Source organism: Streptomyces sp. NPDC051963, assembly GCF_044593495.1.
Taxonomy (GTDB): Bacteria; Actinomycetota; Actinomycetes; order Streptomycetales; family Streptomycetaceae; genus Streptomyces.
This window is the reverse complement of record NZ_JBIUCC010000001.1, coordinates 408,739-430,273: the sequence shown is the minus strand read 5'-3', so window position 1 is coordinate 430,273 and position 21,535 is coordinate 408,739. Positions and strand designations below refer to the sequence as shown.

General features: G+C 69.6%; 19 protein-coding genes. 12 read left to right on the top strand and 7 right to left on the bottom strand.

Annotated features, from left to right (window positions below; translation table 11 throughout):
• Positions 1 to 110: 110 nt before the first annotated feature.
• The 7 genes from ACIHFB_RS01700 to ACIHFB_RS01670 all read right to left on the bottom strand — a co-directional run bounded on the left by ACIHFB_RS01700 (position 111) and on the right by ACIHFB_RS01670 (position 6,644).
• Positions 111 to 1,043, bottom strand: a complete 933-nt coding sequence (locus tag ACIHFB_RS01700) for a PfkB family carbohydrate kinase (protein WP_400124895.1) — start codon at positions 1,041 to 1,043, stop codon at positions 111 to 113.
• 44 nt (positions 1,044 to 1,087) lie between these two features.
• The gene (locus ACIHFB_RS01695) at positions 1,088 to 1,753 is read right to left on the bottom strand and encodes a hypothetical protein (protein ID WP_400124894.1); all 666 of its coding nucleotides are present in this window, start codon (positions 1,751 to 1,753) and stop codon (positions 1,088 to 1,090) included.
• Positions 1,754 to 1,894: 141 nt separating this feature from the next.
• Positions 1,895 to 2,437, bottom strand: a complete 543-nt coding sequence (locus tag ACIHFB_RS01690) for a DUF1707 domain-containing protein (protein ID WP_365268437.1) — start codon at positions 2,435 to 2,437, stop codon at positions 1,895 to 1,897.
• A 60-nt stretch (positions 2,438 to 2,497) separates the two neighbouring features.
• Complete coding sequence (locus tag ACIHFB_RS01685) at positions 2,498 to 3,346, bottom strand: alpha/beta fold hydrolase (RefSeq protein ID WP_400124893.1); 849 nt, start codon at positions 3,344 to 3,346, stop codon at positions 2,498 to 2,500.
• A complete protein-coding gene (locus ACIHFB_RS01680) occupies positions 3,339 to 4,826 on the bottom strand; it encodes a hypothetical protein (protein WP_365268431.1) in 1,488 nt (495 codons plus the stop codon). The genes ACIHFB_RS01685 and ACIHFB_RS01680 overlap by 8 nt, the downstream gene beginning before the upstream one ends.
• A 48-nt stretch (positions 4,827 to 4,874) precedes the next feature.
• Positions 4,875 to 5,564 carry a haloacid dehalogenase type II gene (locus ACIHFB_RS01675; RefSeq protein ID WP_400124892.1) on the bottom strand — a complete coding sequence of 230 codons (690 nt, stop codon included), beginning with the start codon at positions 5,562 to 5,564 and terminating at the stop codon, positions 4,875 to 4,877.
• Positions 5,565 to 5,618: 54 nt separating this feature from the next.
• Complete coding sequence (locus ACIHFB_RS01670; protein WP_365268425.1) at positions 5,619 to 6,644, bottom strand: Lrp/AsnC family transcriptional regulator; 1,026 nt, start codon at positions 6,642 to 6,644, stop codon at positions 5,619 to 5,621.
• Positions 6,645 to 6,758: 114 nt separating this feature from the next.
• Between ACIHFB_RS01670 and ACIHFB_RS01665 the strand changes: the two genes are divergently transcribed.
• The 12 genes from ACIHFB_RS01665 (at position 6,759) to ACIHFB_RS01610 (ending at position 21,519) form a co-directional block, all read left to right on the top strand.
• Positions 6,759 to 8,312, top strand: a complete 1,554-nt coding sequence (locus tag ACIHFB_RS01665; RefSeq protein WP_365268422.1) for an AbgT family transporter — start codon at positions 6,759 to 6,761, stop codon at positions 8,310 to 8,312.
• A gap of 55 nt (positions 8,313 to 8,367) precedes the next feature.
• On the top strand, positions 8,368 to 9,549 hold the full coding sequence (locus ACIHFB_RS01660) for a M20 family metallopeptidase (protein WP_365268419.1): 1,182 nt from the start codon (positions 8,368 to 8,370) through the stop codon (positions 9,547 to 9,549).
• Between the two features lie 289 nt (positions 9,550 to 9,838).
• Positions 9,839 to 12,382 carry a polysaccharide lyase family 8 super-sandwich domain-containing protein gene (locus ACIHFB_RS01655; RefSeq protein ID WP_400124891.1) on the top strand — a complete coding sequence of 848 codons (2,544 nt, stop codon included), beginning with the start codon at positions 9,839 to 9,841 and terminating at the stop codon, positions 12,380 to 12,382.
• A gap of 42 nt (positions 12,383 to 12,424) precedes the next feature.
• Positions 12,425 to 13,621: a hypothetical protein gene (locus ACIHFB_RS01650; RefSeq protein ID WP_365268413.1), complete on the top strand. Its 1,197-nt coding sequence runs from the start codon at positions 12,425 to 12,427 to the stop codon at positions 13,619 to 13,621.
• A 98-nt stretch (positions 13,622 to 13,719) separates the two neighbouring features.
• On the top strand, positions 13,720 to 14,208 hold the full coding sequence (locus tag ACIHFB_RS01645) for a hypothetical protein (protein WP_365268411.1): 489 nt from the start codon (positions 13,720 to 13,722) through the stop codon (positions 14,206 to 14,208).
• A 164-nt stretch (positions 14,209 to 14,372) separates the two neighbouring features.
• Positions 14,373 to 14,651: a hypothetical protein gene (locus ACIHFB_RS01640; RefSeq protein WP_365268408.1), complete on the top strand. Its 279-nt coding sequence runs from the start codon at positions 14,373 to 14,375 to the stop codon at positions 14,649 to 14,651.
• Positions 14,652 to 15,024: 373 nt separating this feature from the next.
• Positions 15,025 to 15,783: an IclR family transcriptional regulator gene (locus ACIHFB_RS01635; protein ID WP_365268406.1), complete on the top strand. Its 759-nt coding sequence runs from the start codon at positions 15,025 to 15,027 to the stop codon at positions 15,781 to 15,783.
• A gap of 99 nt (positions 15,784 to 15,882) precedes the next feature.
• Positions 15,883 to 17,121, top strand: a complete 1,239-nt coding sequence (locus tag ACIHFB_RS01630; protein ID WP_400124890.1) for a PP2C family protein-serine/threonine phosphatase — start codon at positions 15,883 to 15,885, stop codon at positions 17,119 to 17,121.
• Between the two features lie 257 nt (positions 17,122 to 17,378).
• Positions 17,379 to 18,365, top strand: coding sequence for a Gfo/Idh/MocA family protein (locus ACIHFB_RS01625; RefSeq protein ID WP_400124889.1), 987 nt, complete (start codon positions 17,379 to 17,381; stop codon positions 18,363 to 18,365).
• Positions 18,362 to 19,369, top strand: coding sequence for a Gfo/Idh/MocA family protein (locus ACIHFB_RS01620; RefSeq protein WP_400124888.1), 1,008 nt, complete (start codon positions 18,362 to 18,364; stop codon positions 19,367 to 19,369). The genes ACIHFB_RS01625 and ACIHFB_RS01620 overlap by 4 nt, the downstream gene beginning before the upstream one ends.
• Positions 19,370 to 19,465: 96 nt before the next feature.
• Positions 19,466 to 20,029, top strand: coding sequence for an NAD(P)H-dependent oxidoreductase (locus ACIHFB_RS01615; RefSeq protein ID WP_365268394.1), 564 nt, complete (start codon positions 19,466 to 19,468; stop codon positions 20,027 to 20,029).
• 296 nt (positions 20,030 to 20,325) lie between these two features.
• A complete protein-coding gene (locus ACIHFB_RS01610; RefSeq protein WP_365268391.1) occupies positions 20,326 to 21,519 on the top strand; it encodes a cytochrome P450 in 1,194 nt (397 codons plus the stop codon).
• The last annotated feature ends 16 nt before the right edge of the window (positions 21,520 to 21,535 follow it).

The window sequence follows — 21,535 nt, the reverse complement described above, 5'->3', positions numbered from 1 at the left end:
GTTGCGAGAGTGTCAGCCGGGTTGTGGGGCAGCGTCAAGAGGTTTCGAACAATGTCCGACTGGTCGAACGCATCGGTGTGTGAGCGTCCAACAGCCCGGAATGCACAGGCTCAGTGAGATGGCCGGTCGAACTGCGCGCCTTCGGCTTCTTCTCTCCGCATCCAGGCTCGGGTGCCGAACGAGGCACACGCATATGAGGCCACCTCGGCCGCACCCCGCAGGGCCTCGACGAACCCCTGCGGGGTCAAGTGGCCCTGGACCGCGAGGTGATGGGTGAGGGCTCCGTGCAGGACGTCACCGGCTCCCAGCGTGTCCGCCACTCGGACGGGAGGCACGTCCACTGTGCCGCCGCCGTCGGGGCCCGCCCAGACGATCGACCGACCTCCCCGGCTGACCGCCGTCCAGGCAACTCCGTGCTTTTGCAGGAACTTCAGGGTGTCGGCCGGCGTATACGTGCCGGGCGGGTGGAAGTCGTCCGAGCAGACGGCCACGTCGATCGACGGCAGCAGGCTCTGCATTCCGGCCTTCCAGCTGCCGCCGTCGAGGACGGTCGGCCGACCGACGGTCCGTGCGGCGTGGGCTGTGGCGAGGGCCAACTCCATGTGGTGGCCGTCGAGTTCGACGATGTCGCAGGCCGCCACCAACGCGTCGAGACCGTCGGGCGGGACGAGCCGGACTCCGGTCGCGTTGGTCGAGGCGACAGCGCGTTCGCCGGTGGATGCGGTCACGAGGATGGAGGACACGGCGGGCGGGTCGGGCGACTCGGCTGCCAGGTCCGTCACGGTCACACCCAGCCGGTTCAGGTCCGCCGTGACCGCATGTCCCAGCGGATGGGAGCCGATCGCGGTGAGCAGCCCGGCCGCGCCGCCCAGATGCGAGAACGTCGCGGCCGCGTTCGCCGCGGGACCGCCCGCGGCGACTGTCTGCTCACGAGCCGTCAGTTTCTCGTTGGAACCCGGCACATGCTCCACGAGCTGGATGACGTCCAGGGTGGACAGGCCGACGAACAGACCTACCGGGTGTCCCTTCGCTGCCGGCTCCACTCTTCCGCACCTCCGGTGGGTCGTCGTCCGGATTCAGTCTGACGTCATGTCCGGGGAATACGACAACCGGCGGGCGCACGTCGTGTCGCGCTGCGGTAGGTGGAGATGCCCAGGGCGAGCATCCAGTAGCTGAGGATCGCGCCCATCAGGGCGGTGGTGCCCCAGCCGTTCGCCGCGTAGAAGTGGGCGGGGTCGTTGCCGAAGAACAAGGACGGCACGAAGGCCAGGTTGACGCCCGCCAGGACGTACGCGGAGCGGGCGGTCCAGCGCGGCAGCAGAGTCGTTCGGGAGATGCCGTAGCCCAGCGCGGCCAGGAAGAGCGCGAGCATCATGCGGCCGATCGACCCGTAGAGGATGTAGGTGCCGCTGACCGTGATGGTCGGGTCTATCGCATGATCGGCGGCGATGACCGCGCCGGCTTCCAGCCCGCTGGAGACCAGGGTGATCGTCGCGTAGACCAGTCCGGTGGCGAAGGCCATCGTGCCGACCCACTCGTAGGCGGGGTTCACCCGCTTGACCAGCTCACGGAAGGCCGTCACGAACACGATCAGGAACGCCAGCGCGACGATGCCGATGAGCAGCCTGGCCAGGACGTTCGCGTCCGGCGGCGGCCCGGAGTAGATGAAGTACAGCGGTACTTCGGCGATGAGGGCGGCCGCGGCGGCGATGCCGGCGAGGCCCGTCAGGCGCCTGGCGATGGTTTCGTTCATGGGTGTCCCCCGGAGTCCGTGTGGTGGGTTTCCTCGTCGGCCGTTCCTGCCGATGACGAGAATCCTGCCGCTCACGGACTTCCTCGTCGCTGGGCCTGGACACCGAAGGAGGGGGTGGACCTACCGACACCGTCCCGGGGCTCAACGCCGCGCGTGGCGGATCTTCAACCGTCCGAACCCCATCGCCCCGGAGATCCGGATCCTGGGGCCGCCGGGGCGGGCGTGCCGCGGGGGCTTGTAGAGCAGGTCCTTCCACCCGGTGTGCAGATCCTCGACGTCCACCGTCGCGTCGCGAGGCACCGTGATCTTGGCTTTGCCGGTGCCCAGTTGCAACTCGATGTCGACCACCGGATGTTCGAGGACGGCCCGGGACAAGTCCAAGTGCACCCTTCCGAACGCGGAGTGGACCTTGAGGAACCGAGGTACCCGCCATGGGCCGCGCCGCCGGATCCGTCCACCGGCGGCGGCAATCGTGGACGTGGTGCCCGGGTCCTCCTCCGGGAGCGAGGACAGAGCCGAAAGGAGTTCGCCGTTCGTCTTTGCGGTGAGCGACTGCTGGAGGCGCTCGTCCAACTCCTCGTGCGAGATGTGCCCTTCGGCGTACGCCTCCTGTAGGCGCCGCACGGCCGTGTCGCGGTCGTCTTCCCTGATGGGTCGCGTCGGGTCCTCCGGCAGAGAAGTCACCGGTTCACTCTAGTGCCGTGCCGGCGCTGCGCACGCGCCAGGGACCGTCGCGGGCAGAGATCACCGGTGGTCGGAGTGCTGGGCGAGCCAGTTCAGGGCTGCTGCCCCGGAGTTGAGGACGGAAATGTGTCCGTCAGCAGGCGTCAGCCGTAGTTCTGCCGAGGGGCAGCGGCTCACGAGCCACTCGCTGTGTGAGCTGGGCGCGACGCGGTCCTCGCGACCGTGCAGCAAGAGGACCGGCGCGACGATCTTCCCCGGGTCGAATCCCCACGGGGCGACATAGGCCAGGTCGTCGTCGATCAGCCCGCCCGGGCCGCCCTCCAGGGCTGGACCGACGACGTCGGCGAACCATGACCACTCACCGGCGAGTGCGTCGTGATCGGCCGAGGTGAACATCGCCGGGTCGTACTCGGCGCCCGCCTCGTGGTTCTCCTTCGCCATCCGACCCTCGGCGGCGGCACGCAGGGACGCCACGCCGGAGGCGGCCATGCCCCCGAACCAGTCGAGCCCCTCGGCGCCGAACGGGGCCAGCGCCGCCACGCTGACCACGCAAAGGACCCGTTCAGGGAGCAGGGCGCCGCAGGCCAAGGCGTGCGGGCCGCCCCCGGAATGACCCATGACCGCGAACCGGTCGATGCCCAGCGCATCGGCGACGCTGCGGACGTCGGCGGCCACCGAGGCCACGTTGCGGTCGGGGAGAGGAGTTGATCCGCCGTACCCGGGACGGTCGTACGACACCCAGCGGATGCCGAGCGGCCCGGCGGCCGGGAACAGGGGCGCGGGAGGCGCGCCGATGTTCGGCGTGCCGTGGTGCCAGAAGACGACGAGACGACCTTCGGAGTCATCCGTGCCGGAGTCGTAGACATGAAGCCTGCGACCATCGCTCAGCTCCAGATCGGTCTCATTCATGCCGCCACTCCTGACGTCGCCGGCGGAGCAGGACCAGCGCCAGAGCCACGGCCACCACGGCCGCCGCCCCCACGATGAGGGGGGTCAGGTAACGCCGGTACAGGGGTGCGGGCGACGCGTCCAGCGGGATGGCTGCGGTGTCGTTGCCGGGGGTGCGGTCGTACGGGTTGTAGGTGCGGATGGTGCCCCGCGCGCCGGGGACCTGCCGGTCGATGCGGACATGGAACGCGATGGCGGTCGTACCCCCCTCGTGCCGCACCTCGTAGAAGGAGTCGTAGCCGATGTCGCAGACGAGCTTCCCCGCGGGCTTCTTCGGGCGCCCGCACGCCCACTTGCTGCCGTCGCCCTCGAAGACGTACGGAACGGAGGTGACCGTGGTCCCCTCCGGCGGGATCACCTCGAAGCCGCCCATCGACTCGGCGGACTCCGGCTGCCCGGGTCCGAGGTCGCGCAGTCCGAGCCGTACCTTCACCGTGTCACCGACCCGGCCGCGGACGGTCGCCGTCACCGGCTCGTAGTCCGCCTGCACGGTGGTCTCGACGCTCACGTTGCCGGTGTCGCCCGTGAGGCCGCGGGCGGCCGGCCCGGTCAGCTCTCTCAGGGTCAGCGGGGCGTGCGTGCCCCGCGCGCTCAGGTCGTCGGGGCGCTCGGGCTCGGACGACCAGGTGTAGGAGAGCGAGCCCGCAAGCTGACCGGGGGCGGCCGTGTACGTGATCGGGGAGCTGATGGCGTGGGCGGTGTGTGGTGCGGCCGTCGCGCTGAACCTGCACCACGCCGCGGTGGCGTCCGAGTTGAACCAGCAGTTCTCGGGGCGGGAGGTCAGCCGTAGACCGTCCCAGGCGGTGACATGCAGGGCGACGCCCCGCTCGGCGGTGAACCGGCTGGTGTTGGCGAAACTCGGGGTCAGCGGCTCGGAGGCTCCGGGATCCACTCCCTCCACCGTCTGCGCCTTCTCGGGCGTGTGCAGCTTCGGGCCGCCCACCGTCATTCGGGTGGTGCCTTCGACGGGGGCGGCGTTGTCGGCTGTGACGGTGTACGTCACCGTCCCGCTGTCGCCCGGCTCGACACCGTCCACGCCATGCAGGGTGAAGGGCGCATTGGCCTCCCCGTCGCCGTTCTGCACGTCGCCGTACTCACAACTGAACACGAGGCCCTTGCCGGTGCAATTGCCCTGACCGCCCTTGCTTACCGTGGCGACGCCCCTGAGGCCCGAAGCGTCCACCACCACCTTGACGTTGCGGGCGGAGCCGCCGGAGCTGCGCACGACGGCGACGGGCACGACGAAGTCGCTGTTCTCGGCCTCGGCGCCCTCATCGGCGTGGTACATCACGAAAGTTGCGGGTGCCTTGGGCCGCAACGTGACCTCGCCGGACCCGTCGGCCGCGGCGGGCGAGGCAGGCGTGGCGAACAGGCCGAGCACGGCGGCGAGGCCGGCTGCCAGGGCGGCCGGACGTCTGGTGAACCGTATTCGTCGGAGCATGTGGGCACTATGCCAGTGCCCACGCGATGCCCCGCCCCCGACCAGGGCCTAGACCTTGCCGAGTTGGTCGGCCAGGTCGGCCAGATCGGCGGCGTACAGGTCGAACTGGTCCGACGAGGTGGGCGGATCGCCGACGGGACGGGCGACGTAGGCCGTCCGCAGGCCCTGGCCCTGTGCTGCGCGCAGGTCCCAGGCGTGGGCGGCGACCATCAGCAGCCGCTGCGGCGGTCGTCCGGAGACGGTGACGGCCAGCCGGTAGACCGCTGGGTCCGGCTTGTAGGTCTGGGCGTCTTCTGCGGACAGGGCCTGGTGCCAGCGCAGTCCGGCGTGGGCGTTGAGTCCCAGCAGTGCCGTCCTGCTCGCGTTGGAGAGGCCGATCAGCGGGAACCGTTCGGCGAGGCGGGCGAGCCCTGCCACGGTGTCTGGCCACGGCGGGAGCCGGCGACCTGACAGGGCCAGCGTCGCCACCGCGGACGAATCGTCGACTCCGGCGGCGTCGGCAACGAGCCGGGCAGCCTCACGGTCCAGGGTGTCGCTGGTGCGGAACGGTGTGCTGCCGTCGACGATTCGACGCTGCTCGCGGTCGACATGCTGCTGCCACAGCTGCACAAGCTGCTCGATCCGGTCATGGTCGAGCGACGGGTCGAGTTCCCGAATACCCGCGCGGATGCCGGCGGGTTCGTCGACCAGCGTCCCCAGTACGTCGAACACGAGGGCATCGATCGCTGGCTCTGACATGGGAGAGGTCTCCTGGACGAAGCGGGGGGCGCGGGCACGGAGCTCGACAGTGCCTCACAGCAACGTCGGCGCGTGGAACGTGCCGAGTCCCGAGGTCAGGTCGCGGTCCAGCCAGTAGCGGCGCGGTTCGGTGAGCATGACGTCGACGCTGACGGTGACGATGCCGGGGATCTCGGCGAGTTCGTCGTCGATGAAGAGCGCCAGGGCGGAGCGGTCGGTGACCAGGCCGGTGGCGAGGACCGACATGTCGCTGGCGACGTGGGCGACGAGCCGGGTCTGGGGGAGCTGGTCGATACGGCGCATGACGTCGGGGGTCTCACCCGGTGCCACCCGCAGACGGAGGATGAAGGACGTCTGGAAGCCGAGCCACTCCGACACGACCTCTAGCCGCGGCTTGACCCATCCCTCGTCGAGGACCCGGCGGACGACGCGGTGCGCGGTGGAGGTGGCCAGGCCGGCGTTCCGGGCGATGCTCGCCGCGGACGCGCGGCTGTCCTGGAGCAGCCGGGCGACGACGGTGCGTTCGGCCTCACTGAGGGGTTTCGCGGGAGGCGTCGCGGTCGCGGTGCCCTCGGGGCGGGCACCGGTGAGCTTGATCAGCTCGGCGCGCTCGGACTCCGTGAGGAACTGCGGGTCCCAGGTTCTGCCCCGGCGCAGGGTGCTGAGCGCGGGCAGGGCGTTGACCCGGCGGACGCCGGCGACGGAGAACATCCGGTCGATCGCCTCGCTGGTGGCGGCCTCGGACGGGGCGTGCACGACGGCGTAGAGCGGGTAGCCGCCCGAGATCTGTGCCAGCAGTTGGAGGTGGGGGAGGTCGCGGAGTCGTTGGAGGACGGCGAGCGGGGTCTCGCCGGTGACGTCCAGGAAGACGTGGACGGGCATCGCCGTGGAGTGGATGCCCCAGTCGGACTGTCCGATCACCCGGATCATCCGTGCCTCGTGCAAGCGGTCGTAGCGGCGTTTGAGCGTGCTGGCGTCGGCGGCGAGGATCTCGCCGATGTCGTCCCAGGTGGCCCGGGGTGCCAGATGCAGCGCGCCGATGAGGCGCCGGTCGAGCTCGTCGAGGAGAGGACGGGTCATAGTGCTCCACTCTAGGCGCCGTTTAATCCCGCCGTTACATCCAGGGTGTAGAGAATCTCTCACTTGAGTGCCATTGTTCGCAGGAACATCCCCCCAATGCACGAAGAGGTACCGATGAGTGTCACCTCCGCTCAGCCTCAGCCGACCGAGCCACAGTCGAGAGCCCTGCGCATCGCGTTCCGGGGCTTCGCGGCGATCGAGAAGGTCGGCAACAAACTCCCCAACCCCTTCTGGCTGTTCTGGATCCTCGCGGGGGTCGTGATCGTCCTCAGCGCGGCACTCGCGGCGGCCGGTGTCAGCACCGTGCACCCCGGGACGCACGAGACCATCGAGGTGCAGAGCCTGCTCAGCAAGGCCGGGCTCACGACGATGGTCGAGGGGGCCGTCGACAACTTCGCGACCTTCCCGCCGCTGGCCACGATCCTCATCGTGGGCTTCGGCATCGCCGTCGCCGAGGCCAGCGGGCTGTTCACGACCATGCTGCGCCGCATGGTCGCCCGCGTGCCGGGCAAGTACCTCACCTTCGCACTGTCGATGACGGCGATGGTCGCCCACGTCGCAGGCGACGCCGCGTACGTCACCCTCATCCCGCTCGGCGCGCTGATCTACCGCGCCGCCGGCCGCAGTCCGGTGCTCGGCTGCGTCGTCGCCTACGTCTCCATCTCCGCCGGCTACGACGCCTCCCCGGCGATCACCACGACCGACGTGCTGCTGTCGTCGATCTCCACGGCCGCGGCCCACACCATCGACGCGGACTACGTCGTCACCCCGGTGGCGAACTACTTCTTCGCGCTCGCCTCGTCGGTCCTCGTGGCCCTGGTGATCACGCTCGTCGTCGACAAGGTCATCGCCAAGCGCTCCGACCTGGAACCCGACGAGCCGGTCACCGCCCTGACCGCCGACGAGCTGAAGTCGATCGAGGTGACCGAGCAGCAGCGGCGCGCGCTGCGGGTGACCGGGCTGGTCGCGGTCGGCTTCGTCGCGCTCCTGGCGGTGGCCCTCGCCCCGGTGTCCTCACCGCTGCGCGGCGAGAACGGCTCCATCGTCGAATCCCCGCTGATCACGGGCATGTCGCTGGTCCTCTTCCTGTTCTTCACCCTCCTCGGCTGGGTCTACGGCCGGATGACCGGCAGCTTCCGTGCCGCAGGCGACATCGTCGACGCGCTGGCCGAGGGCACGCGCACATACGCCCCGATCCTCGTTCTCTTCTTCGCGATCTCCCAGTTCCTCGCGTACTTCAAGTGGACGAACATCGGCAACGTCATCGCCATCGAGGGCGCGCAGACCCTGAAGGACATGCACCTGGGCGGCTGGACCGTGCTGGTCGGCATCGCCGTGCTGATCACCTTCATGAACCTCGTCATCACCAGCGGCTCCGCCCTGTGGGCCCTGGCCGCGCCCATCCTCGTGCCCATGCTGATGCTCATCGGCATCGAGCCCGAGACCACCCAGGCCGTCTACCGCGTCGCCGACTCGGTCACCAACTGCGTCACCCCGATGAGTCCGTACTTCGCGATGGCGCTGGGCTTCATCCAGCAGCACAAGAAGTCCGCGGGCATCGGCACCCTGGCCTCGTTCACGATCCCGATCGCCGCAGTCGTCTGGGTGGCCTGGGTCGGGTTCTTCGTGGCCTGGTACCTGCTCGGCATCCCGCTGGGCGTCGGTTGACCCCGCCTTTCCGCCACAGCGACACCCGCCCCGCCCTCGTACGAGAAAGCAGATCATGACCGCATCGCCCGCAGCCGCCCTCACCGCCCGCGCCCAGGACGTCTCGTCGGAGATCGTCGCCGACATCCTGACCCTCGTCCGCCAGGAGACCAGCAGCTACGACCTCCCCGGCCTCGCCTCGGGCCTGGACCTCCTGCGTGAGCTGGCCGTCCGGCGGCTCGGGCGGCCGGACCACGAACAGCGCCACCCCGGCGGCGAGTACGGCGACACGCTCACCCTGACCTACACCGGCACCGGCGCCGGGCACGTCGCGCTCGTCGGCCACTACGACACCGTGTGGCCGACCGGCACGCTTGCCGGATGGGAGCAGCCGGAGGCGTCCGACGACGGTCGGGAGAAGCTCGGCGGACCGGGCATCTTCGACATGAAGACCGGCCTGGCCCAAGGCATCTGGGCGCTGAAACTGGCCCGGGAGAGCGGCGCATCCGTGCCCACCGTCACCTTCCTCTTCAACGGCGACGAGGAGATCGGATCCCTGTCCTCGCGTCCGGTGATCGAGGAAGTGGCGCAGAAGGTCGACGTGACGCTGGTGCTGGAGCCGAGCGCCCACGGCGCGGTCAAGACCGCCCGCAAGGGCACCGGGATCTTCCAGGTCACGGTCACCGGCGTCGAGTCGCATGCCGGGCTCGCGCCGCAGGACGGGGCGAGCGCGATCACCGCGCTGTCCGAGTTCGTGGTCGCCGCCGCGGCCGTCGCCGCACCCGAAAAGGGCACCACGATCAACACCGGGCTCATCAAGGGTGGTTCCGCCATCAACGTCGTCGCCGGGCAGGCCACCGCCGGCGTCGACATCAGGGTCAGCAGCGAGGCCGAACAGGACCGTGTCGACGCCGAACTGGACGCCATCAAGGTCAGCGACCCCCGCGTCCGCATCGAGATCGAACACGACTGGAACCGGCCGCCGATGACCCTCAGCGCCGCCTCCGCCCCTCTCCTCGACCTCGCCCGAGAGGTCGCCCGCGAGCAGGGCCGGGACGAGTTGCCCGACGCCTCCGTCGGCGGTGCCAGTGACGCCAACTTCGTTGCCGCGCTCGGCTTGCCGGTGCTGTGCGGCCTCGGCGCGGTCGGCGACGGTGCCCACGCCCAGGGCGAGTTCATCTACCCCGACGCGGTGCCCGCGCAGACGGCACTGGTCGCCGGACTGCTGGGCCGGCTGACGCAGCCGCTGCGCGGCTGACGCAGCCGCTGCGCGGCTGACCGGCCACGACGGACGTCACTGGTCGGTTGGGGGGGCAGGCGCGGGTACGCGGTCGCGTGATCCGGTGATCCGTGGGAGATCGCGGCCCGCCCCATTGGCGACGACGCCGGGCCCACCGGCCAACCCGTTCGCCTCCTCTTCCAACGGCGGTCATTACGAGGGAAGTTGGGAGGGAGTCGCGTCTGGGGACGCGGAGCCTTGTCGCTGGTCGGGGCGTCTGCTTGACTCCGCCCCCCAGAACGCCCGTTCGCCGACGGAGGACGACGCCATGGACATGACCCGCAGACGCCTGTTGTCCGCTGTGTCGGCCGCCGGTCTTCTGGCGGTGATTCCCTCCCGGCCGGCGAGCGCCGCCGAGGTCGCCGAAGGCAGCGCACGGGTGCTGGCCAACACCGTGGCCGTCTTCGCCGGGACCGCCGAGTCCAATGCCCGGCCCGAGACGGCCGCGAAGGTGGCGGCTGTCCACAAGGCCGCGCGGGCGAACCTGGAGTCGATGGACGACGCGGACGCCGACGAACTGTTCGCAGGCCTGGTGCTCGGCACCGACCCGGCGCAGCTCGACACCGCGTTCCGGCGGCTGTACGAGATCGCGCTCGCCACTCGCACACCCGGCGGTGCTCCCTCGGACCTGTACGACGATGTCGCCGTGCAGCGTCGGGTGATCGATGGTCTCGTGTGGCTCCACGAGCGTTACTACGGCGACCAGTCCGCGGGTTACTACGGCAATTGGTTCCACTGGGAGATCGGTCTTTCTCAGCACATCAGCAGGACGCTCGTGCTCCTCGCCGACCAGGTGCACGCCTATCGCCCGGACCTCCTGCCCACCTACGTCGCCACGATGGACGCCTATCTCCGCAACGGCATCGACGGGGACGTGAACCTCGACTCGCGCTTCCACACCGGCGCGAACCTCGCCGACATCACCACGAACCGGATCTTGCAGGGTGCACTCCTCGGCGACGAGGCCCGTATCCGCAAGGCCCTCACCGACCAGTTGACGGTCTTCGCCACCGTCGACCCGTACCACCTCAACCACGGTGTCACCGACGGCCATTACGCGGACGGATCCTTCATCCAGCACGCCTCCGTCGCCTACACCGGCTCGTACGGCAAAGCCCTGCTGACGCGTGTCGTGCAGGCCCTGAAGATCCTCGACGGATCGGGATTCGCGCACGGCGAGAACCTGGTGCCGACCATTGAGGGCTGGGTGAGGAACGGATTCGCCCCGCTCATCTTCGAGGGCTGGATGATGGAGATCGTCAAGGGGAGGGCGGTCTCGCGGACGGACACCGGCTACACCGACGTCGCGGTGGTCGTCGAGGCGGTCGTCGACCTGTCGACGCTCGCGAACGGCGCCGACGCCAGCGCCCTGAGGAGCTACGTCAAGCACATCCGGTCGACGTCGCGCGCAACTCTCGACGCCTCCCGTTTCGTCTCCCCGGTCAGCATCGTGCGCTACGCCGACATCATCGGCGACGCCACCGTCCCGCCCGCCGACCTCAACCCCGCCTCGCGCAGCCTTGCCTTCAACGCGATGGACAGGACCGTGCACCGCAGACCCGGATACGCCTTCGCGCTCGCACGCAGCTCCGACCGGATCAGCAAGTACGAGTACATGAACGGCGAGAACCTCATGCCCTGGTTCCAGGGCGACGGGGCCCACTACCTCTATCTCTCCGGACAGGATCAGACCCAGGCGTACGGCATCGACTACTTCACCACGGTCTCGCCGTACGGCCTCGCCGGAGTCACCGCATCGGTCGAGCCGCGGCGCACGATCCCCGAGCTGTACGGCAAGCCGTACTACGACAACCCCGGTCATCCGCTGAATTTCACCTCGTCCTCCGAGTCGCAGAACACGTACGTCTACTTCCCGCGCGGCACCAACCGGCACTCCGGCGGCGCCGTCCTCGGGACGTACGGGGCGGCCGGGATGGTGCAGTCCTCCGATGTCGCCTACCGCGACAAGGCGGCAGGTGTGCTGCCCGAGGACTTCGTCGTCTACCGCAACGCGACCGCGACGAAGTCGTGGTTCCTCCTCGACGAGGAGATCGTGGTGCTCGCAGCGGGGGTCGGGGACAGTGCCGGGCGGCCCGTGACCACGACCATCGACGCTCGGATCGCCGCACCGGACGATCAAATCGCCCTCACCGGGATGCTCCGTGACGGCCGCCCCTGGACCGGCGCGGGCACCGGTGACCTGCACTGGCTGCGCTACGCCAATGCCACGCAAGGGACCGCCGTCGGCTATGTCTTCCTCGACACCCCGCCGGTGGTGGTCGCCCTGGACAAGGTCACCCGCAGCCGCCGCGTCGTCCGCACCTCGAACCCGGACACCGCCGTGACCCGCAGCGTGTTCGGCGTGACGCTCGCTCAGGAACCAGGAGCCCAACCCGCCTGTCTGGCCTACGCGTTGGTGCCGAATGCCGGGGAAGCCCGACTCCGTACGTACCGACACGGACCACTGAAGGTCCTGGCCAACACCGCCCGCCTACAGGCCGTCACCCACACCCGCCTCGGCCTGACAGCCGCCAACAGCTTCACGGCCGGCCACCACGAAACCGCCGGGATACGCATCGAAGGGCCCGCCTCGGTGATCGTGCGGCGCGGGCGACACGACCTGACCACCGTCGCCGTGTCCGACCCGACCATGGACCGGGACACGGTGGTCGTCCTCCTCCACGGCAGACCCCTGCGGGAGGTCACGTCCGACGACGGGGTCCGCGTGAACCCGGTCCGGGGCGGAACCCGGCTGGAGTTCGACACCCGGTTCGCGTATGGCCGGAGCTGCACCGTGGAATTGCGTGGCTGAGCGTGTTGCGCTCGGCGGTCAGGTGGACACAGGGGAGTGGACATGCGGCGCAGGAAGTCCAGGGGCTCGGGGGAGCCGCCGGCGGTCGGCTCATGGACGAGTCCGGAGGCGTGGGCCGCCAACGCCGCCGGTGAAGTGACCTCGATGCAGTGGGTGTCGATCGCTGGGCGGAAAGTGCGGCCGCCGATTCTGGCGTGGGCCATTCTGCTCTTCTGGGGAGCCCTGGTGATCGGCGTCGGCGTGGCCGCGGGCACCGCTCCCGACCGGTCCGGCGATCTGCCGGAAGGTCAGGTACCGGCGACGCTCGCGGCGATGGGGATGACGTTCCTGGTCACGGTCTGGTACCCGGTGCCGTTGGCGTTGATGGCCGGATGGTCCCGCTGGCGCGCTCGCCGCCGGCGCCGGGGCCGGATCGCCGCCCTGAGAGCCTGCAAGATCGCCGACGCCCTGGGCGAGATCAGCACCGTGGCACGGGTGGGCGAGTCATCCATCCGCCTGCCGGAGGGCGCCCCGCAACTGCCGCCGCCGGGGGCGTACCGGCTGTACTGGCTGGAGCCGACCCAACGCGGAGGCACGCCGCTGCTGTTGTCGGCGGAGCCGGTCGACGCGCAGGAAGCCGCCGGCAACATGTACCCCACCGGCGCGCAACTGGCATGGACCCGGCGGGTGTTGGCCGAGGAGCTGGGCGTCACCCCACAGCAGCTGACCGCCAACCGGGCTGGACGCCTGACCCGCCGCCAGCGCCGGGCGCTGATCCGCCGGGTGCGCCTGCGGTTGCTGGTCCCCGGCGTGCTGATCTTCGCCTTGGTGTTCGCCGCCCTTGGCTTCTTCGCCTTCTGGTGCGTGCTGTCCCTGGCGCGCACGCAGTGGAAGGCGGCGCTCGGCGCCCTGTTCGCGCTCGCTGTGCACGGCTTCGCCTTCGCCCCACCGTTCCTCATCGGTGCGTGGGAGCTGACGGGCGCCAGCGGTCTGCCTGCCGCGCTCCGCGCTCTGCGCTCTCCGGCCCCGGTCGAACGGGTGGAGGGCGAGGTGACCGTGCGGCTGCACGACGAGCAGGGGGAGATCTCCGCGGGCTCGCTGCGGCTGCCGGTGAGTCCCATGGTGGGAAGTTGCCTCCTGACCCCCGGTCGGTATGCGCTGTACTACCTGCCGGGGCTGAACCTGCTGCTGTCGGCCGAACCCACGGAAGTCGTCGGCGACTCGGCACCGGCATCACCGGCTGCCGACGCCAAGGAATGAGGCCCGCCGGTACGTGAGGCGTTGCGACTCCCACAACCAGCAGCACGCGTCGGAAAACCGGATGCGTGCGGTCACGACCGTCACCTACCGTGCCGGGCATGCGCGTTGTGTTCACCAAGGGTCCCGGTACGAGCTACGACATCGCGGTGCACCGCGAGAACGGTGCCGCGCTGGCACCGCGCAACGGTCCCGGTGGGCATCCGTATCTCCCGCACGACCTGGTGCACTTCCTCGTCGAGGCGGAGGTGGGTATCAAGCTCGGGGTCTACGGACGGCTGGCCGCCGGTGACAACGGCCTGTTCTGGCCCGCCGACCCCGCGGAACGCGCCAGGGCCGCCCGGCGCCGCAAGTCGAAGCCGGCGAAGTCGTCCCCTGCGGCGAGTGCCGACATGGCCAGGTCGGAGGAGCTCGCGGGTATCGCCGTACCGGTGTGGGAGGTGCGGCACGGCCACGCGGCGGAGCTGCCGGCGTATGTCACGGCCCGGGCGATCCCTCCGGAGGTCGACCGGATCGTGTCCCGGTTCGAGGAGTACGCCGACCGCTGGCACACGCTGCCGGTCGGAGGTTCGCTGACCCTGGAGTGGTGACGCCGCTTCCTTGCCGTGTGAGCGCCCGCTGCGGGTGATGCGCCACGCGATCACGAATCTCAGCGTGTCGTGCGTCGATTATGGAGCTTTTCATATTAATGTCCGGTGACTGAACGGAGTCGATCACTCACGGCTCGCACCCACCTCACTCCATCGGAGATGACATGCACAAGCTTCGCAAGGCTGCCGTCCTCACCGTCGCCCTCGGCAGCGTCGGCCTCCTGAGTGCCGGCACCGCCAGCGCCGACGGCGGCGACGGTCACGGCGGCAAGGGCGTCATGCAGAGCTCCCACTGCAAGTCGCACGACCTGAACGTCGACGTCCTCGGCCAGGTCGGCATCCTCAACGGCGTCCTGGGCAACGCGCTCAACGGCGAGGGCAACGCCGGTGGGCAGGACACCCACCTCGGCTCGTCCATGGGCTGCCACAACAGCGCCTTCTAGGTCGCGTCGCAGGCTGAGGTGCCTCACCTCGTCCCATGCCGAGATGATCTCGGTACGGGGCGTGATGCTCCCGGACAGGCGGCGGCAGTCCGTCGGCGGGTGCGGACCGGTGACCCACGGCGAGATCAACCGGTGGAGTACGGGCCGTGACAGACGGTCTGTAGGTTGTTCCGCTGATGGCAGCGCACCGGTGACTGGCGAGCCGTGCCGGCCGGGCTGTCCGCCAATGCCGCCGGGTTGATCATGTGAGGCACCTCGGAAACCAGTCAGGGGTCTGATCCGCTTTCCCGGATCAGGCCCCTGATCTGGTGTTTTCCCAGGTCGAGGCCCTGCTCACCTTGCTCGTGCCGTACACCTGCCGCAAGCTGGTCGTATGGGTGCGGACGATGGCCCAACGCTCATCGCTTCCGTCCAGCGGGCCCTGCGCCTGCTCGAGGCGGTGAGCGCGCACGAGAACGGCGCGCCCGCGAAGCAGCTGGCACGGGAGACGGGTCTGCCCCTGGCGACCGCGTACCACCTGTTGCGGACACTGGTTCACGACGGATACGTGCGGAAGCTGGCCGACGGCGGGTTCATCCTCGGCGACAAGCTGCAGACGTTGCAGACGACGGGCCGTGCGCAGGCGCTGCTGAGTCGGGTCCGTCCCACGCTCGCCGCGCTGCGGGACGAACTCGCGACCGCTGCCTACCTCACGTTCTACGAGGAGGGCGAAATCCGGGTCGCGGAGATCGTCGACGGGCCCCGGACGCCCCGCGTCGACCTCTGGGTGGGGTTCGAGGACGCGGGACATGCCACCGCGCTGGGCAAATCCGTGCTGCGGGAACTGGACGAGGCCGCCCGCATGGACTACCTCTCCCGTCACCACCTCCCCGACCTCACGCCACGAACGATCACCAGCAGGCTGGAACTGCTCCGGCGACTGGACGCCTCACCCGTGGCCCCGGCCGTCACGGACCTGGAGGAGTACGCCCTCGGCACGGTCTGTGTCGCCGTCCCTGTCTACAGCGGCGACACCCTCGGCTCACTCGGGGTCTCACTGCCGGCGGACCGGCTCTCCCGCCTGCCCGAGATTCGGGCCCGTCTGCTCCCGACCGCGAGCCGTGTCACCAGGAGCCTTTCGCTCACTATCTGAAAAGCCTCTCCTTGTGGGTGCCCCCACCGACCCCTTTATCTGGATGAAACAGGCATTTCAGAAATGTGCCCCGTGCACAGGTGAGGACTGCAGACGAACATGAGTCAGGCCCGAGACCATCGTGGCGACCACTGGCCGATCCGGCCGTTCCGAAACCGCGTGGCCGGTCCCCGGGCTTCGGCCTGTAGGCGCGCCGTCGCACAGCTGGCCGCAGGTACGCCCGTCCTGCCCGTGCTGATCGTCACCGTCGTCGTGCTCGCCGATCTCGCCGCCGGAGCGGGGATGATCTGGCTGCCCTTGCTCGCTGCGGGTCCGGCCCTGGCCGCCACCACCAACGGGCCGCGCGGCGTGCTCTGCGTCGGCTTCTTCGCGCTGGCGCTCGGCGCGACGCTGGGAACCAGGGACAGCGTTCCGCCACGTGAGCTGGCCGCCGTACTGTCCGCCCTGGTGGCTGTCACCCTGGCGAGCGGCCTGGCCAGCGCGTTGCGCGGACGCCGTGAGCGGGTACTCGCGGCCGTCCGCTCGGTCGCCGAGACCGCCCAGCATGCGCTGCTGGCGCCCGTGCCGGCGACGGTCGGCCCGTTTCAGGTGGCCGTCCGCTACAGCGCCGCGGCGGCCGAGGCCCGTATCGGCGGGGATCTCTACGCACTGATACCCACCCCGTACGGAGTGCGGCTGATCGTCGGCGATGTGCGCGGCAAGGGGCTCCCGGCCGTGGGGACGGTCGCGCTGGTGCTCGGTGTCTTCCGCGAGGCCGCCTACGACGAGCCCGATCTCCTCGCCGTGGTGGACCGGATCGAGCGGAGCCTGGCACGCAACCTCGGTCCTGACGACTTCGTCACGGCAGTGGTCGCCGGATTCCCGCAGGCAGGGCAGCTGGAGGTGGTGAACTGCGGACACACGCCTCCGCTGCTGGTGAACGCCTCCGGGAGCGTCGCGGCGGTCGATCCCACGCATCCGGCCCCGCCCCTCGGACTGCGCGCTCTCACGGGTGACACCCCCGGCCTCCAGGTGCTGCCCTTCGCAGACGGGGACCAGTTGCTGCTCTACACCGACGGGGTCACCGAGGCCCGCGACCGCGGCCGTGCGTTCTATCCGCTCGCCGAAGGACTGGAGCGCCATGTGTCCGACGAACCGGCACACACCCTCAGCGCGCTCCAGGACGAACTGCTGGCGCATGTCGGCGGCCGACTGCACGACGACGCGGCGCTGCTCCTGATCCGCAAACCGGCCCTGGCCGAAACGGAGGTTCCCGAAGCGCTCATTCCCGAGCCGACGCCCCCGGCCCGCAGCAGCTGGATCTCCGCGGTTTCCTCGGACGTGGTTCCCGGGCACTGACCCGCCGTCGGGGTTCGTACGCGGTCGCGGTCCTGGAAACCCCGACTCCGGCTGAGACTACTCACGTTGGTGATGGTCCCGGCGCGCGGTGCGGGCGAGACTGATCAGGCTTCGGACGTGTGGGCATCGGCAGCCGTGCCGGGTGTTCGACGACCCGGCTCCGAGCCGGCTCTGCTCCGTGGCACCTGACTGCCCGGCTCCCGCAGCCGGGCTCGTCCGTGCGGACGACCGACAGGGAAGAGGAGCTGGGGGGCGGCATGCGGCAGCTTGAGATCGCACTGATCGGCGCAGGGCTGATCGCGCGGATGCACCTGGAGGCGTGGATCGACGCCGGGGCGTCCGTGCGCATCCACTCCCAGGACGGCCGCGCCGCGGCCCTGGCCGAGGAGTTCGGGGCCAAGGCCGTCGACTCCCTGGCCGACGCGCTGGACGGCGCGGACGCCGTGGACATCTGCTCGCCCACGGGCACTCACCGCGACATCGCCCTGGCCGCCATCGCCGAGGGCGTGGCGGTGGTGTGCGAGAAGCCGCTGGCGGCCGACGTCGCGGAGGCCGAGGAGATCGTCGGCGCGGCGGAGCAGGCCGGCGTACCGGTCTATCCCGCGCACGACATCCGCTTCGCCCCCGCCTTCGCCCGGCTCCACGAGCTGGTGGCCGAGGGCCGCCTGGGCGCGGGCACGGTCGCCCGGTTCACCGTGGCCGGCTACCACCCACGGCCCTGGACCGGCCACGCCTCGGCGGAGTCCGGCGGGATCCTGACCGATCAGATGCTGCACGGCGTGGACATCGCCTACTGGCTCTTCGGCGACGTCGTACGGGTGCACGCCCACTACCAGGGTGAGATCGCCGCACCGGCCCCGGAGGGAACCGCCGCGGTCGGAACAGTCGTGCTCACCCACGCCAGTGGCGCGCTCAGCCAGGTGGTGAGCCGGTGGACACCGACCCCGCAGCCGCCCATTCGCGTCGCCTTCCACGTCTCGGGCACGGACGGGACGATCACCCACGACTCCGAGTGGCCCCAGGAGATCAAGGTGTCCGGCGGCCCCGCCGGGACCCTCGGCTACTACGGGGAATCCCCGTTCTTCGCCGAAATCCGTGAATTCGCCGAAGCGTTGAGGGGTGGACCCGAGCCGCGTCTGGTGTCCCGCGACGCACTGGCCGCCGTCCGCATCACCCAAGCCGCGGCACGGTCCGCATGGACTTCACGCGCCGTCGAACTGCCCGTGAAGGGGGCCATCGCATGAAGGTCGCCGTGTTGTCGTTCGCCCACGAGCGCGCCGCGACATACGCCCAACTGCTGTACGACAGGCCGGACGTGGACCTGGTCATCGCGGACCCCGACGGCTCACCGGACGATCCGGCGCGGGGGAGGGACACCGCCCGACGGCTCGGCTCGGCGTACACGGGCAGCTGGGACGAGGTCTTCGCACTGCGCCCCGACGCCGTGGTCGTCACCAGCGAGGTCGAGCGCCGCCGGGAGCTGGTCGAGCGGGCGGCCGAGGTCGGGGCGCATGTGCTGTGCGAGCATCCGCCGGCAGCCGACGAAGCGGACGCCGAAGCCATGGTGACTGCCTGTCAGGAAGCGGGCGTGCAGCTGAGCCTCGCCTCCCCGACCTGCTTCGGCCAGGCGTTCGCCGCCCTACGTCGGGAGATCGCGGGCGGTGAGGTCCTAGGCCGCCTCACCACCATCCACGGGGCGTACAACAAGCCGCGTCCCGCCCGGCCGCACACGGCGGAGAGCGGAGCGCTGGCCGCAGCCGCGCCCTACTTGCTCGACATGGTGGACGCGGTGCTCGACGGGCAGCCGGCGGAGCAGGTGTACGCGCAGGCGAACAGCGTCCTCAGCGCGGAGCCGGGCGTCGACAGTGCGGCGCTCGTCACCGTGCGGTACACGGACGGAACCGTCGTGTCGATCGACTGCAGTTGGGGCCCGGCGGAAAGCTCGCCGGCCGCGGGCGGACCGACCATGAACTTCATCGGAGACCGTGCGAGCGTGGAGTTCACCGCATCCCCACGACTGCTCGGCGGATTCGACCGCGGCACCTCCCGCGAACGGTGGGAGACACGTGAGCACGATCCGTACGCGGTCATGCTCGGTGAGTTCATCGCCGCGGTCCGCCAGGGGAACGGATCCGGCCCCGACGGCTCGGCAGGAGTGCGCACGCTGCGGATCATCCAGGCGGCCCGTGCATCGGTACGCACCGGTCGGACCGTCGAGTTGGCCGTGCCGCAGACCGTACTGCCGTAGCAGGCTTCTGCCTGGCCGGATCACACCGTAGGTTCCGCCACGCTGAGGCACTCTGTTGATCGTTGCTCTGACTTGCTTCGCACTTGGGAGACGTACATGACCACCATTGGCATCGTTCTCGGCAGCACCCGTCCCGGCCGCGTCGGACCGCAGATCGCGGAATGGATCGAGAAGACGGCCCGTGCACGGGAGGACGCCGATTTCGAACTCGTCGACATCGCCGACTACAACCTTCCGTTGTTCGACGAGCCGCGCTCTCCGCGGATGGGCGCCTACGAGCACGACCACACCCGCGCCTGGGGCGCAAAGATCGCCGAGCTCGACGGATTCGTCTTCGTCACGCCCGAGTACAACCGGTCGATCCCGGCCTCGTTGAAGAACGCCATCGACTTCGTCTACAACGAGTGGAACAACAAGGCCGTCGGCCTCGTCGGATACGGCAGCAATGTCAGCGGCTCCCGCGCCCTCGACCACCTGCGGCACATCGTCGCCGGGGTCCAGCTGACGGCCGTGCACACCCAGGTCAACCTGTCGCTCAGGACCGACTTCGAGAAGTTCACCACCTTCGCGCCCGCTCAGGGCCACGAGGCGATGCTTCAGCAACTGCTCACCGAAGTGGTCACCTTGACCAAGGCGCTGGCACCGCTGCGCCAGGTCTGAGAACACATCGCACGACAGGCAGGCCGCGCGCTCGTCACGAGCGCGCGGCCTGCCTGTCGTTTGATGTGCGTACGAGGAATTCCGGACGAGGCAGGTCTCGCGGGACGCCGCACTCGAATTGCTTTTCAGGATCGCTAGAGCCACTTGCCCCCCTACCAGGTCGAGGGATGTAGGGCAGGGGACGCTCGCCTAATCTGAGCCCATAGACACCGACGGGACAGCATTGTCACGACGTCCGGAAATCCAACGCAGGCCGCATATCTGGTGGGCATGAAGAACCGGTTGGGAAGGATTCCATGAGCGACGCAATCTCCTTCGAGGAGCCGTGGGCGCGTACGCACCAGTTCGACCCTCCCGCGATATTTGAATCGCTGCGTGCGGAGCGGCCGCTCGCTCGAATGGTGTACCCGGACGGACACATCGGCTGGATCGTCTCCAGTTACGAATTGGTGCGCAAGGTCCTCAGCGACCCGAGGTTCAGCCACAGCACGGAGATCGGCCACTTCCCGGTGACGCATCGCGGACAGGTGATGCCCAACCATCCGAAGATCCCCGGGATGTTCATTCACATGGACCCGCCCGACCACACCCGCTACCGGCGTCTGCTCACGGGCGAGTTCACCGCCCGCCGGGCGAACCGGCTCACGGCCCGGGCGGAGACCGTGGCCGCCGAGCAGATCGGCGTCATGCGTGAACACGGCTCGCCCGCGGACCTGGTGGCGAACTTCGCCAAGCCGCTGTCCCTGCGCGTCCTGTCCGAACTCGTCGGCCTGCCCTACGAAGAAGTCGACCGCTACGGCCACGCACCGACGCTCCTGCACGACTCGGACGGGGACCCGCAGGAGGTCGCAGCCGCCATGGGGCAGGCGGTCGCCTTCTTCGGCGAGGTCATCGAGCGCCGGCGCAAGGAGCCCGAGGACGACCTCATCAGCCGCCTCATCGCCGACGGGCAGCTGACCACGGAAGAGCTGTGCAACATCGTCACACTGCTCCTCTTCGCGGGCTACGAGACCACCGAAAGCGCCCTCGCCGTCGGGGTGTTCGCGCTTCTGCACCACACCGATCAGCTGGCGGCGCTCCGCGCGGACCCGTCGAAACTCGACGCCGCGGTCGAGGAACTCCTTCGCTATCTCACGGTCAACCAGTACGACACGTACCGCACCGCCCTCGAAGACATCGAAATCAACGGTGAGACGGTCAAGAAGGGCGACAGCGTCACGGTTTCACTGCCCGCGGCCAACCGTGACCCGGAGAAATTCAAGTGTCCCGCCGAGCTGAACATCGACCGCGAGACATCCGGTCATATGGCGTTCGGCTTCGGAATTCACCAGTGCCTGGGCCAGAACCTGGCACGCGTAGAACTGCGCGCCGGATTCCACGCCCTCCTCCGTGCGTTTCCCGACCTCAGCCTCGCCGTTGATTTCGAGGAAGTGCCGCTGCGGCTCAAGGGATCCGTCTTCGCGGTGAAGAGCCTGCCCGTCTCCTGGTGAACTCTTTTTCTCCGAA